9 protein-coding genes, 3 tRNA genes and 1 other annotated feature are annotated in these 13,963 nt (G+C 36.8%); of the genes, 5 read left to right on the top strand and 7 right to left on the bottom strand.

All coding sequences use genetic code 11. The annotated features are described in order from the left end of the window. Positions 1 to 147: 147 nt before the first annotated feature. The 3 genes from dnaA to ACN0NP_RS04675 all read right to left on the bottom strand — a co-directional run bounded on the left by dnaA (position 148) and on the right by ACN0NP_RS04675 (position 3,810). Positions 148 to 1,503, bottom strand: coding sequence for a chromosomal replication initiator protein DnaA (dnaA, locus tag ACN0NP_RS04685; RefSeq protein WP_024344479.1), 1,356 nt, complete (start codon positions 1,501 to 1,503; stop codon positions 148 to 150). Between the two features lie 204 nt (positions 1,504 to 1,707). Beyond that, positions 1,708 to 2,490 (bottom strand): ParB/RepB/Spo0J family partition protein, encoded by a 783-nt coding sequence (locus tag ACN0NP_RS04680; RefSeq protein ID WP_423217662.1) that lies wholly within the window; start codon positions 2,488 to 2,490, stop codon positions 1,708 to 1,710. Between the two features lie 60 nt (positions 2,491 to 2,550). Continuing rightward, positions 2,551 to 3,810 carry a S1C family serine protease gene (locus ACN0NP_RS04675; protein WP_423217661.1) on the bottom strand — a complete coding sequence of 420 codons (1,260 nt, stop codon included), beginning with the start codon at positions 3,808 to 3,810 and terminating at the stop codon, positions 2,551 to 2,553. A 212-nt stretch (positions 3,811 to 4,022) separates the two neighbouring features. On the opposite strand from ACN0NP_RS04675, the gene rlmH reads away from it, so the two are divergent. Beyond that, the gene (gene rlmH, locus ACN0NP_RS04670; protein ID WP_004233682.1) at positions 4,023 to 4,502 is read left to right on the top strand and encodes a 23S rRNA (pseudouridine(1915)-N(3))-methyltransferase RlmH; all 480 of its coding nucleotides are present in this window, start codon (positions 4,023 to 4,025) and stop codon (positions 4,500 to 4,502) included. An 82-nt stretch (positions 4,503 to 4,584) separates the two neighbouring features. Here the strand turns inward: rlmH and ACN0NP_RS04665 are convergent. Then, positions 4,585 to 4,658, bottom strand: a tRNA-Arg gene (locus ACN0NP_RS04665). Between the two features lie 329 nt (positions 4,659 to 4,987). Here ACN0NP_RS04665 and ACN0NP_RS04660 point away from each other — a divergent pair. Together ACN0NP_RS04660 and ACN0NP_RS04655 are read left to right on the top strand one after the other, a co-directional pair. Then, a tRNA-Glu gene (locus ACN0NP_RS04660) sits at positions 4,988 to 5,059 on the top strand. A 31-nt stretch (positions 5,060 to 5,090) separates the two neighbouring features. Then, positions 5,091 to 5,164: transfer RNA gene (locus ACN0NP_RS04655), tRNA-Asn, on the top strand. Between the two features lie 175 nt (positions 5,165 to 5,339). Here the strand turns inward: ACN0NP_RS04655 and ACN0NP_RS04650 are convergent. From ACN0NP_RS04650 to ACN0NP_RS04640, 3 genes are all read right to left on the bottom strand, one after another. Beyond that, on the bottom strand, positions 5,340 to 7,922 hold the full coding sequence (locus tag ACN0NP_RS04650; RefSeq protein WP_423217660.1) for a YfhO family protein: 2,583 nt from the start codon (positions 7,920 to 7,922) through the stop codon (positions 5,340 to 5,342). Between the two features lie 90 nt (positions 7,923 to 8,012). Next, on the bottom strand, positions 8,013 to 9,635 hold the full coding sequence (locus ACN0NP_RS04645) for an ATP-binding cassette domain-containing protein (RefSeq protein WP_423217659.1): 1,623 nt from the start codon (positions 9,633 to 9,635) through the stop codon (positions 8,013 to 8,015). 93 nt (positions 9,636 to 9,728) lie between these two features. Next, entirely contained in the window at positions 9,729 to 10,601 is an 873-nt protein-coding gene (locus ACN0NP_RS04640; RefSeq protein ID WP_024344474.1) for a YitT family protein, read from the bottom strand. A 205-nt stretch (positions 10,602 to 10,806) separates the two neighbouring features. After that, positions 10,807 to 11,016 (top strand) — a binding site (T-box leader). A gap of 52 nt (positions 11,017 to 11,068) precedes the next feature. Between ACN0NP_RS04640 and trpS the strand changes: the two genes are divergently transcribed. Together trpS and guaB are read left to right on the top strand one after the other, a co-directional pair. Continuing rightward, on the top strand, positions 11,069 to 12,091 hold the full coding sequence (gene trpS, locus ACN0NP_RS04635; RefSeq protein WP_004233676.1) for a tryptophan--tRNA ligase: 1,023 nt from the start codon (positions 11,069 to 11,071) through the stop codon (positions 12,089 to 12,091). Between the two features lie 227 nt (positions 12,092 to 12,318). Next, the gene (guaB, locus tag ACN0NP_RS04630) at positions 12,319 to 13,800 is read left to right on the top strand and encodes an IMP dehydrogenase (protein ID WP_021143381.1); all 1,482 of its coding nucleotides are present in this window, start codon (positions 12,319 to 12,321) and stop codon (positions 13,798 to 13,800) included. Positions 13,801 to 13,963 lie beyond the last annotated feature (163 nt).

Below are 13,963 nucleotides of genomic sequence, written 5' to 3'. Positions count from 1 at the left end.
CCTTTATTTATAAGTATTAAGTTAGTAGTAGTAGTAGGTCTTGTTTAAACTGTTGATAACTCTAAAAACGCTAGAAAAATCAGCGAAAGAGAGTTGTTCACAACCTGTGGATAACTCTCTAGAATTTTGGCACGTTATCCACACCCACTATTTAATCTTGTTTTTTATAGTTTCGATTTCAATACGTAAGTTGTTATCTTGAGCTATCATATTTTTGATTTTATTATAAGCGTGAAGGACCGTTGAGTGGTCACGCCCACCAAATTCCTTACCGATTTTCGGAAGTGAGTTATCTGTCATTTCACGTGTGAGGTACATTGCTACTTGTCGCGCCAAAACGATATCTTGTGTTCGTTTGGTTGCTTTAATTTCTTTGACGGTAACACCATAGAATTTTCCAACTTGACTTTGGATTTCTTCGATCGGGATGACTGTCATTTTTGGACCATCTTGCTTACGTGCACGGATGGCTTCCGCAGCAATATCAACGGTGATTGTTTTAGCTTTTTTGATACTTGCAACAAGACTAATATCTTTCAAAGCACCTTCAAGATCACGCACGTTAGAATCAAACTGTCCTGCTAGATATTCAATAGTATCCTGCGGGAACACAAAATCATATTCTTGTGTTTTGTTTGTCAAAATGGCAACACGTGTTTCAAAATCAGGCGGTGTGATATTAATAGTTAATCCCCATTTGAAGCGCGTGACCAGACGTTGTTCCAAATTGTCCAGATGATCTGGTGTGCGGTCGCTGGTGAGCACGATTTGCTTGTTGTTATCGTAAAGCGCATTGAAGGTATTGAAAAATTCTTCTTGCGTACCAGATAATGTTTTTTTCGCTAAAGATTGGATATCATCGATGAGCAAGACATCAAGATTACGGAATTTTTCTTTCAATTCTTCCATAGTGTCCAATCGAATATGGATAACAAATTCATTGATGAAATTTTCTGCAGTGATGTACTTCACACGTGCTTTAGGATTGTTTTGAAGTACGGCATTACCAATGGCATTTAGCAAGTGAGTTTTTCCAAGTCCAGGTCCACCCCAAATAAATAAAGGGTTGTAAGTCGTTCCTGGGGCGTCCGCAACAGCGTAAGACGCAGAAAAAGCCCAACGGTTTTCATCCCCTTGTACAAAGTTGTCAAAAGTGTACTTTGTATTTAGGTCTGAATCAACCTGTGGCAAGTTACTTTTTTGTGGTGCTTGGAGAACTTGGGATGTTGGTTCAGCTACTGCTTGTTTTGCTAAGTCTTCTTCGAAAACATAGTTTACTACAATTTCAGCGTTATAAACCTCGAAACCAGCCGTCAAAATGATTGGTTTCAAATTTTTATCCCAAAATAGTTCTTTCATAGGGTCTAGATAAATTGTCGCTATATTTTGCTCAATTTGAATCAGCCTAGCATCTAAAACGAAAAATTCGTATGTTGCTTGTTTTAGTTGACTTTTTGCTAACTCGAGAACCCTATTCCAAAAAATTTGTTCATTTTCAGTCATAGTAGTTTCCTTTTTTGTGGATAATTCATACAATATTCTAACATAAAATAAAAAAGTTTTCCACAACAGTGAAAAATAAAAATCCACAGTGTTTATAAAAGTTATCCACAGGTTGTGGACAACACAAAAAAAGGCTTAAAATCGGGTGATTTAGCCTTTTTTTCTTGTGGAAAACTATGAAATAAAAAATGAGCAATTCACAAGCTATTTTAGCCTGTTGATAATTCTGTTAAAGTCTTCTTCGCTCTGAAAATGCAATTGCAAATCTCCCTTGAAGCCTGATTTGGCAAGGGATAAGCTAACTGGGACTCCTAACAATTTTGACAGTTCTTCTTCTTGATGACGAATAAAAATATTTTTTTTATTTTTTTTTGAAGATTTTTTAGCGGGGTTAGATTTTTTGATTAATTCTTCCAGTTTTCGGACACTAATTTCTTCAGTAATGATTTTTTGATACCACTTCTCTTGTTCTTTTTCATTTTTTAATGTGAGAAGCACGCGCGCGTGACCTTGGGATAGCTGCCCTCGCTCAACGGCTTTAGAAATGGCACTTGGTAAATTCAATAATCGTAAGCAGTTGGTGATGTAAGGGCGAGATTTTCCCATGAATTGAGCCAATTCTTCGTGTGTCATCTGATTTCTGTCTAATAATTGCTGGTAGGCTTTTGCTTCCTCGATGGGATTAAGGTCTGAACGTTGCAAATTTTCGACAATAGCCAGTTGCATACTTTCTTTATTAGAAATTTCTTTGATAATCGCTGGAATTTCGCTCAAACCAGCCATTTTAGAAGCTTTAAGACGTCTCTCTCCTGCTATAAGCTCATATCCAAAGATAGCAGATTTTCGAACGATAATGGGCTGAATAAGGCCATTAGCTTTGATTGAGCGGGATAGCTCTTCTAATTCTTCTTGTTTAAATTCTAAGCGTGGTTGGTAAGGATTTGGAGAAATATCGTCAATATTTATTAGGTTAAGTGTCTCAGTCATATTTTTTCCTTTAAAAAATGAGGCTGAGAGAACTCAGCCTCATTGATGTTTGATTATAAATTATTGATTTTGATTTGATGAATCTGATGAAGAAGAGAGGTCTTGAGTTGTTTTAGTTAGTTTAATTGCTTCAGTTTTCTTAGTTGTACCGCGGTAGAAAGTAACTTTGACAGAGTCTCCAGTTGAGTGTCCGTAAAGAATACTTTGAAGGTCTGTGATTGAGTTAACTTCTTCGTCATCAATAGCTGTGATGACATCGTATCTTTCAAGAGTTCCTTCAGCAGGCATACCTGATTGTACTGAAGCAACAACAACACCACTAGTGACGCTAGTTGGAATGTTGAGGTGGCTAATAGATACAGTTGAGAGATCGCTTAAGTTAGCCATTGTGATACCAAGTGCTGGACGAATAACTTTTCCGTTTTCTTCCAATTGATTGATGATTTTAACAACATCATTAGATGGAATGGCAAATCCCATACCTTCTACAGACTCACCTGAACTAGATGTTGAAGAAATTTTACTTGAGTTGATACCGATAACTTGTCCTTCGATATTAATCAAAGCACCTCCAGAGTTACCTGGGTTAATAGCGGCATCGGTTTGGATAGCATTTGTTGAGATAGTTTCGCCATCGTCATTAGTCATTGTTACTGTACGGCTTAGACTTGAGACAATCCCTTGTGTTACAGAGTTTGCGTAGTCAGTTCCAAGTGGGCTACCAATGGCAATAGCTGTTTCCCCGACGGTAATTTTATCTGAGTCAGCAAATTCAGCAACGGTAGAAACTTTATCAGAAGCAATTTTGACAACAGCGATATCTGAATAAGTATCAGCTCCGACTAATTCTCCAACGACTTTTGTACCATCAGATAGCATGATTTCAAGCTGTTCAGCGCCGTCAACGACGTGGTTATTTGTTACAACGTAGGCAGAATTTCCGTCTTTTTTGTAAATAACACCAGAACCTTCGCTAGAGATGTTTAAATCGTCATCAGATGTTGAATTGTTGCTATTTGCATTATCACCAAATAATTGAGCGTACAGATCATTTGATGAAGTATTTGATTGATAATTAATAACGGATACGACAGCATCTTGAACTTTTGAAACGGCTTTTGTCGTATCATTAGAATTTGAATAACTTACTTTACTTGTGGTTGTTTTAGTGCTTGAACCGCTAACGTTATTTATCGAAATGCCAGCCATATTTAAAATCAGTAGCGTCCCAGCTACACCTCCGATGAATCCGATTAAAATGACAGACAGCGGCTTGAGAATTTTTTTTGATTTAACTTTTGGAAAATTGACTTTTTTCATGTCTCTTCCTCCCTTTTTATTTATAGCTAGCATACAAAAAACGACTTAATTATACCTTAAAAGTCAAAAAAAATAAAGTAATCCACAGCCTGTGGAAAACTTTTTGCTTTTGTGCAAAAAAGCTGATAATAAGGCGATTATAGCCCTGTTTATAGCTTGTTAACATGTGGATAATGTGTGAAAAGCTTGTGAATATGTGGTAAAATAAAAGCATGAAAGTTAAAATTATCGCTGTAGGAAAATTAAAAGAAAAATATTTAAAAGATGGCATTTCTGAATATGGCAAACGCATGAGTCGCTTTGCAAAATTTGAAATTATCGAATTACCCGATGAAAAAACACCTGATAATGCCAGTGATGCTCAAAATCAACAAATTATGGAAAAAGAGGGCGAGCGTATCTTAGGTAAAATTTCAGATCGTGACTACGTCATTGTCTTAGCTATTGAAGGTAAACAGTTCCCATCAGAAGAATTTAGTAAGATTATTGCTGATGCAACGTTGAGAGGCTATTCAGATATTGTATTTGTTATTGGAGGAAGCTTAGGATTAGCGGATAAAGTTAAAAAGCGAGCTAACTTGAAAATGAGTTTTGGTTTGCTGACATTACCTCATCAGTTGATGCGTTTAGTGCTATCTGAGCAAATCTACCGTGCTTTCATGATTCAACAAGGAAGTCCTTATCATAAATAAAAAAGCAGTTCAGCTGAACTGCTTTTTTATGGTTTCGTGTGAAACATGTATAAAAAAAGCCGACTTACGTCGGCTAAAGATTTGATCCCAGCAGGATTCGAACCTGCGACCGTTCGCTTAGAAGGCGAATGCTCTATCCAGCTGAGCTATGAGACCATATCAACTTAATCATTCTATCAAAATAACAGCTTTTCTGTCAACTAAAAATCGTACTTTCGGGCAGAAGTGATTTTTTAAAAGGAAAAAAGTAGTAAACGAAATATCATCTTTTTACTAGTAAACAACTACTTTATTTTTACTATAAGAGTATCTCAAAAAGCCTGTTATTTAGGGATTTTTGACACGTTAAAATTATTTGAATTTTTCGGCGATATTTTAGTGCAAAAAAACTTCAAAAAAAAGTAAAAAAATTGAAAAAAACTATAGACAAACCGAAAATTTCTGATATAATAATAAGAGTGTTGAGGGGAAATCCTAAAACTTCTGGTCCGTTGGTCAAGGGGTTAAGACACCGCCTTTTCACGGCGGTAACACGGGTTCGAATCCCGTACGGACTATAAAACTACTGCTTAGCAGTTTTTTTGTTTATCCGGCATAGCTCAGTTGGTAGTAGCGCATGACTGTTAATCATGATGTCGTAGGTTCGAGTCCTACTGCCGGAGTGATAAGACACCTTCCTAAGTTTTACTTAGGATTTTTTATTGCTCAGATAAACAAAAGAATCAAGCTTTTCAAATTAATTTAGGTAAGGTCAGACAATTATGGTCTGCCTTTTTTGTTAGCCACTAAAGAAAAAACATCCCACTGTCAACTTATTAACAGAGGGATGTTTGATGTTTAATTACTTTTTTTTCGTTTCCTTATGGTATGGTAGATCATAAATAGAATAACACCACTAAGCGATAGGATTACTCCTTGCTTAAATCCTGTTGGAAGATAGGTTAACGTTACTTTGCCTTTTCCAGCTTTTACATTAACTTTCATAAAGCCATTCTGAGCTCTAGATAATGATAGCTTTTTGTCATTTTGAGTTGCTGTCCATCCTTTGTCATAGGGAATGGTAAATAACAGTGATGAATCTTTTGTTGCAGTATAAGCCGCTGTTACGGTATTTTTATCAGTGGTAACTGAGACAGGCTGGCTATTGATAGCATCTATAGCTTTTTGGTAGCTAGTCAAGTCAAGTGCATAAAAGTTTGGCTGATTGAATGATACCTGAGTGTTTTCAGGGAATATAAAGTTAATTTGCAATGTTTGTGGGTCTTTAAAGTAACCAAGATCAAAGAATGTGTAGGCATTATCAGTCGTATATTCTGTGCTTTTACCATTCACAGTAATTTGAACTTTTTGGCTATTTTCGTTAGCAAAGGTAATATTTGGCACGCTAACATAAAGTTGGGTATTTCCAGCTACTGTAAGGCTGTAATTAGCGTGAGCACTTAATTCATCGCCGTTATTTGTTGTTATACGACCGTTTAAATCACTTGCGCCACTAGTTAGCTGGGATGCTAGACGTGTAAAGTAATTTTCAGAAAGTCCTGTGATGTTATTGATTAAATTGGTTTGATTGTCAAGTGTGTTGACACTGAAGTCAATATCCTTGTAAAGACCATTTGTCAGAAGAGCTAGTTGGCAAGCATATTGATTTTCGTATAGTGACATGTTATCAGAAGTATCAACACAACTATAGCCAAATTTATTGGCATCTGTTTCAGAAAGATTATATTTTACAGCAAATAGACTGTCCATTAGCAAAGTATTATTTTGGTAACGGAGATTTAGATTAGTCCCAGTTGACTTAAATCCTAGTCGGTCTAATGTGCTGCTAGATATTGTATTGCGAATAGATGAGAACTGTGAAATACCATTGTAGTTATACTTCATGCTATCGTTCCCTGTTTGTGGAAGTAATTCTTCAGTACGGTAGAATGTTGTATTTAGTTCTTTGGCATTGTGAACGAGTTTTTCGATATCTGTTAAATCATGAGCATAGCTTTGGCGAGATGGGAATACCCATTCATTGTTTAAAGCATTAATTTGGTAATAAGTGTTAAGGGAGATTTCAAAGAGTGTAAAGATAAGTGTAAAGCCTACAACAAAATTAAAGGTCAAATATTGCTTAGCATGGCTAAGTAGGATAATAGCGTAGGCGATTAAGAAAGAAAATGTGATAACGATTTGAGGAGTTTCTAAGAAATCATAGTGATTTTTTAACACTGCGCTAGCCAAGAAACCAGCAGCAAGCGGGATAAGTCCAGTAAGATAGTGTCTGGTTTCTAGCTCTTTCAGATGCGATAATGTTTCAGCTGCAAGAAGGATAACCAAGATAGAGAAAGTCCATGAGTAGCGATGAAGAAACATATTTGGTGAGTGCATTCCTTGCCACATCAAATCAAGGGGCTCGAGATAAAAGCTAGCAATAATTAGTAGCAACATTAGTCCGTATGCTACGCGTGTTTGCCATTTGATTGACTTGATTGTAAAGAAGATAATGGCAAGAATAAGTGGAAAGATTCCTACATAAATCATAGGAATAGAGCCAAACTTGGTGGTGTCATAAGCACCAACAAAGTTCTTAGCAAATAAATCAAAGAACCAAGAACTGTCTGTAAACCATTCTGTAAAGCTAGAAAATTTTTCGCCATGCGTTGAAAGGTCTAAATAGGTTGGTAATAGCATGATACAGCTAGATAGACCTGCTAAGATTGACACGGCTGTAAAGTCGATGAATTGACGTCCAATATCTTTCCAGGTTGTATTTTTGCTTAATCGAACAAGAAAATACAAGGTGAGGAAAATAGCTACCATAAATCCAAAGTAGTAATTTTGGATGAAAAGAATGGTTAAGCTAACGTAGTAGAGGATGAATCTCTTTTGGAATATTAAACGATTAAGACCAAGAATAATAAGTGGCAAGAGGATAAAGACGTCAAGCCACATATTGATTTCAATTTGACTAATGGCGAAACTCATCAAAGCATATGATGTTGATAAGATGATAGTGAATGATTCTAATACTTTTGGATAAAGTTTTCGCAAGCTATAAAAGCAAGATAGCCCCATACAAGCAACTTTTAATAGCGTAAAAAGATATATGGCATCAGGCATAGTTTTTAAGCTGAAAAAGTAGACTAAAGGCGAGAAGAAACTTCCGAGATAGTAGCTTATTAGAGCGTAAAAATTGAGCCCAAGTCCACTTGTAAAAGTGTAGAAAATGCTATCTGAGCCGTGTAAAATATTTCGGAGATTTTCAGCAAAAATAACATATTGGTGAAAACCATCACTGGCTAAAATGGTTGTCTCACTGTTGAAGGTAATATTTTCAGCTAACAGAGCAAAAAATAAGATAAACAATGGTAGACAAAAAGCAGCTGCGTAGTAAAGTTTGTTTTTGGTTAGTTTAAATGATTTAAATGTCATAATGTTAGTAAGACAGGTTGAGATAAAAATCCCAACCTGTTTCTTTTCTATAAAATATTGTAGCCGTCATAGCAAGCTATGACAAAATGATTAATCTTTCCAAAGTTCTTTAACTTTTGCTTGAACTTCTTCATTTTCAAGAAATTCATCGTAAGTTTCATCGATACGGTCGATAACTCCATTTTTAGAGATAACTACGATGTGGTTAGCAAGAGTTTGAATAAATTCATGGTCGTGACTAGCAAAGATGATTGATTCTTTGAAATCTTTCAGACCATCGTTTAAGCTTGAGATTGATTCCAAGTCTAAGTGGTTAGTTGGGTCATCAAGGACAAGAACGTTTGATTTAAGAAGCATCAATTTAGAAAGCATCACGCGCACTTTTTCTCCCCCTGAAAGAACGCTAACTGATTTGTTAACTTCATCTCCGGAGAAAAGCATGCGTCCTAGGAAACCACGAAGGAAAGTATTATCGTCTTCTTCTTTAGATGCAAATTGGCGAAGCCATTCAAGGATTGATTCACCAGATGCAAAATCACGCGAGTTATCTTTTGGAAGGTAAGAACGGCTAGTAGTTACCCCCCATTTGATTGTTCCTTCGTATTCGATGTCGTCCATCAAAGCGCGGATAAGAGCTGTTGTTTGAATATCGTTTTGTCCGATAAATGCTGTCTTATCACCTGGACGTAGGATAAAGCTGATATTGTCAAGAACTATTTCCCCATCGATTTTGACAGATAAGTTTTCGACTGTTAGCAAATCTTTACCAAGTTCACGTTCAGCTTTGAAGTTGATGAACGGATATTTACGACTTGATGGAACAATTTCTTCAAGTTCGATTTTATCAAGCATTTTCTTACGAGAAGTGGCTTGTTTTGATTTAGAAGCGTTGGCAGAGAAACGAGCAACGAATTCTTGCAATTCTTTGATTTTTTCTTCTGCTTTGGCGTTACGGTCAGCTTGCAAGCGGGCAGCAAGTTCAGAAGATTGTTTCCAGAAGTCGTAGTTACCAACGTAGAGTTTGATTTTACCGAAATCAAGGTCAGCCATGTGTGTACATACTTTGTTCAAGAAGTGACGGTCATGGGAAACAACGATAACAGTGTTTTCAAAGTCAATCAAGAAATCTTCTAACCAAGTGATTGATTGGATGTCAAGACCGTTGGTTGGTTCGTCAAGAAGAAGAACATCTGGTTTACCAAAAAGAGCTTTGGCAAGGAGAACTTTCACTTTGTCACCGTTAGCAAGTTCACTCATGTTTTGGTAGTGAAGGTCTTCAGGGATATTAAGGTTTTGGAGCAATTGTGAAGCTTCACTTTCAGCTTCCCAACCGCCAAGCTCAGCAAATTCACTTTCTAATTCTGCTGCGCGGACACCATCTTCATCTGAAAAATCAGGTTTCATGTAGATAGCGTCTTTTTCTTTCATAATGTTGTATAGGCGCTCATTTCCCATGATAACAACGTCAATCGCACGTTCTTCTTCATAGTCAAAGTGATTTTGACGAAGAACTGATAGACGTTCGTCTGGTCCAAGGGAAACATGACCTGTTGTTGGTTCAATATCTCCTGCCAAGATTTTTAAAAATGTAGATTTTCCTGCACCGTTGGCACCGATTAAACCATAGGTATTTCCAGCTGTAAAGTTGATGTTAACCTCATCAAACAGTTTTCTATCGCTGAAACGTAGTGATACATCAGAAACTGTAAGCAATTTTTCACCTCATAATATTTATCTATAAGCTCATTGTACATGAAAAAGCCCCAATTTTCAATTAGAGAAAGGGGGCTTTGAGTTACATTTCAGTTACATTGGTAAGATAGCATCTTTTTCGTTAAGCTTGTAGTATTTTTTAAGGCTGAAACCACGTCCCATAACTTGTGTGGCAGGCATAACAACGATAAAGGCTGCTTCGTCGATTTTTTGAATATTTTTTTCTAAACGAGGAACTTCTTGACGTGAGACAGTTGTCATCAGCATTGTTTGTTGCTCGCCTGAGAAGCCACCAGTCACAGGAATTTCTGTCACACCACGGTCAGCTTCCATAGAAATATAATTTTTGATTAAATCATTTTTCGGAGAAATAATCATAAGGTTACGAGATGATGTGACACCGATTTGCATGCTGTTAACGACATATCCAATGACCAATAAAGCAATAATAGAGTACATAACAGTATCGACGTCGAAGGCTAGAAATCCCATAGCTACACTACAGCCATCAACGATAGTCATTGCGACAGCTAAAGGCAGTGGTGTGTATTTATGGAGAATTTGGGTGATAATCCCTGTTCCACCAGTTGAAGAATTTCCCCAGAAAACAACTCCTAGACCAAAACCACAAATAACAGCTCCAAAAAGAGCAGCAAGTAGTGGATTATGGGTAAGATTTGGGAGGTCTTCAGTTAATTTGATGAAGATAGAGTAAATCCATGATCCGTAAATTGTTTTAAAAAATGTTTCTTTTCCCAAGAAAAGCCAGCATGAAATCAATAATGGAAAGTTGGTAATCATGACAAAGTTACCCGGATTCCACCCAAGTAAAGCCTTGAGACTGACAGCAATTCCGACCACCCCACCAGAGGCGATGTGGTTTTCAAGGAAGAAGCAGTTAAAACCAACAGCAGCAATAAAAGACCCGGCAGTTACGAGTCCAAAATCAATAAGTTTTTTCTTCATATTAATCCTCTTCTTAATAACAAACGATTATATTATGGCAAAGAAGCACCATATCGTCAAGAATTTTTGAGATAAAGCTCAAAAATAAGTTTTAATCTTTTTAATTTAATTAAAAAGTAAATGAATAAATATACCAAAGCGATGAATATCCAAAATCTATCCTGTGAGATAGGGTCTGAACTTGACAAAGAAGGTATAATTTCATAAAATGAAGAGGATTCAGAATAGTAATGTAAACGCGTACTTTTAGAGAGCTGATGGTGCTGAGAATCAGTAGTAACCTTACATGAATGGGCTGATGAGAAAAAACGAAATAATCTTTGCATTGATTGTGTAAATGTTTATATAGTGGTAAAGAGATGATAGACTAAGTCTATTAATTGAGGTGGTACCGCGTATCGATAACGCCCTCACGTAGTTAAACTACGTGAGGCGTTTTTATTTGAATTAATTATTGAGGTGATAAAATGGCAAAACCAATTATTTTAACAGGTGACCGTCCAACAGGTAAATTGCACTTGGGACATTATGTTGGAAGTTTGAAAAATCGTGTTCTTCTACAAAATGAAGATAAATATGACATGTTTGTTTTCTTGGCTGACCAACAAGCTTTGACAGACCATGCTAAAGAATCTGAAATTATCAGAGAATCAGTAGGAAATGTTGCACTTGATTATCTTTCTGTAGGTCTTGACCCAGCTAAATCAACAATTTTCATTCAAAGTCAAATCCCTGAATTAGCTGAATTGACAATGTACTACATGAACCTTGTTTCATTGTCACGTTTGGAACGCAATCCTACAGTTAAGACAGAAATTGCTCAAAAAGGATTTGGAAGCTCAATCCCAACAGGATTTTTGGTTTATCCAATTTCACAAGCTGCAGATATCACAGCCTTCAAAGCTAACTATGTGCCAGTCGGAAATGACCAAAAACCAATGATTGAACAAACACGTGAAATTGTTCGTAGTTTCAATCATACTTATAAAACTGATGTCTTGGTTGAACCAGAAGGAATTTTCCCTGAAAACGAAGCAGCTGGTCGTTTGCCAGGTTTAGATGGTAATGCCAAAATGTCTAAATCGCTTGGTAATGGTATCTACTTATCTGATGATGCTGATACAGTTCGTAAAAAAGTTATGAGCATGTATACTGACCCTAACCACATTCGCGTTGAAGATCCAGGTCAAATCGAAGGAAATATGGTCTTCCATTATCTTGATGTCTTCGGACGTGAAGAAGATCAAGCAGATATTGCTGCTATGAAAGAGCACTACCAACGTGGTGGTCTTGGCGATGTGAAAACAAAACGTTACCTTCTTGAAATTCTTGAACGCGAATTAGCACCAATTCGTGAACGTCGTTTAGAATACGCTAAAGATATGGGTGAAGTTTTCCGTATGCTTGAAAAAGGAAGTGAAGCTGCGCGTGAAGTTGCAGGACAAACACTTGCTGAAGTAAAAGCAGCTATGGGAATTAACTACTTCTAAAATACACAGAACTCCGAGGTGATTACTTCGGAGTTCTTTTAGAACTATAAAACATGTGTTTTAAATGAGAATTGCAAAAATAATCAGTCTAATATAGAAGAGAATTTTTGGAAAAAAATTGAATTTAATTTATTGACAAATGATTTTGGCGTGTTATTATAATAACAATAAAAAATTAGCTAGGGTTAAAAATCCCCTACAAATATATAGAAAAGAGGGTTTATTTAATGTCAAATTGGGACACTAAATTTTTGAAAAAAGGTTACACTTTTGATGACGTACTACTCATTCCTGCTGAAAGTCATGTTCTTCCAAATGAAGTTAACATGCAAACAAAACTTGCAAAAAATTTGACATTGAACATTCCTATCGTAACAGCGGCTATGGACACTGTTACTGACAGTCGAATGGCAATTGCGATTGCACGTGCTGGTGGTCTTGGTGTTGTTCACAAAAACATGTCAATCCAAGAGCAAGCTGAAGAAATTCGTAAAGTAAAACGCTCTGAAAATGGTGTTATTATTGATCCTTTCTTCTTAACACCAAAACACTCTGTTTCAGAAGCTGAAGAATTGATGCAACGCTACCGCATCAGTGGTGTTCCAATTGTTGAAACTCTTGAAAATCGTAAATTGGTGGGGATTATCACAAACCGTGATATGCGTTTTATCTCAGATTACCATGCTCCAATTTCTGCACATATGACAAGTGAAAAATTGGTAACAGCTCCTGTTGGAACTGACTTGGAAACTGCGGAACGCATTCTTCACGAACACCGTATCGAAAAATTACCTTTGGTTGATGAAGCTGGACGTTTGTCAGGTCTTATCACTATCAAAGATATTGAAAAAGTTATTGAATTTCCTAATGCTGCTAAAGATGAATTTGGTCGTCTTTTAGTTGCGGGTGCTGTTGGTGTTACATCTGATACATTTGAACGTGCTGAAGCACTCTTTGAAGCTGGTGCAGATGCAATTGTTATCGATACTGCTCACGGTCACTCAGCAGGTGTTCTACGTAAAATCGCTGAAATTCGTCAACACTTCCCAGAACGTACATTGATTGCTGGTAACGTTGCTACTGCAGAAGGAGCACGAGCTCTTTACGAAGCAGGTGTTGATGTTGTTAAAGTCGGAATCGGTCCTGGTTCAATCTGTACAACACGTGTTGTTGCTGGTGTCGGTGTCCCTCAAATTACAGCTATTTATGATGCAGCACAAGTTGCGCGTGAGTATGGTAAAACAATCATTGCTGACGGTGGTATCAAATATTCAGGTGATATCGTCAAAGCTTTGGCAGCCGGTGGTAATGCTGTAATGCTAGGTTCTATGTTTGCTGGTACTGATGAAGCTCCAGGTGAAACTGAAATCTTCCAAGGACGTAAATTCAAAACATACCGTGGTATGGGATCAATTGCAGCTATGAAGAAAGGTTCAAGCGACCGTTACTTCCAAGGTTCAGTTAATGAAGCTAACAAACTTGTTCCAGAAGGAATTGAAGGTCGTGTAGCTTATAAAGGTGCTGTTGCTGATATCGTCTTCCAAATGATCGGTGGTATCCGTTCAGGTATGGGATATGTTGGAGCAGAAAACATTCTAGCTCTTCATGAAAAAGCACAATTCGTTGAAATGTCAGGTGCAGGTTTGGTAGAAAGCCACCCACACGATGTTCAAATTACGAATGAAGCTCCTAACTACTCTGTAAAATAATATCTTATAAGTAATAGATAGAAATTCTGATGGCGATACGCTGTCAGAATTTTTTTGTAAGAAGGCCTTTACAAAATGCTATAGAATATGTTAGAATATTTAACTATGTTCGCCAAAAACATGAAATTTTCTTTTAGTTTTCTGAAAAAGCGTTTTCATAAAA

The sequence above is a fragment of the Streptococcus equinus genome (assembly GCF_049393805.1).
GTDB classification, from domain to species: Bacteria; Bacillota; Bacilli; order Lactobacillales; family Streptococcaceae; genus Streptococcus; species Streptococcus equinus.
This window is presented reverse-complemented; position numbering and strand designations above follow the sequence as displayed.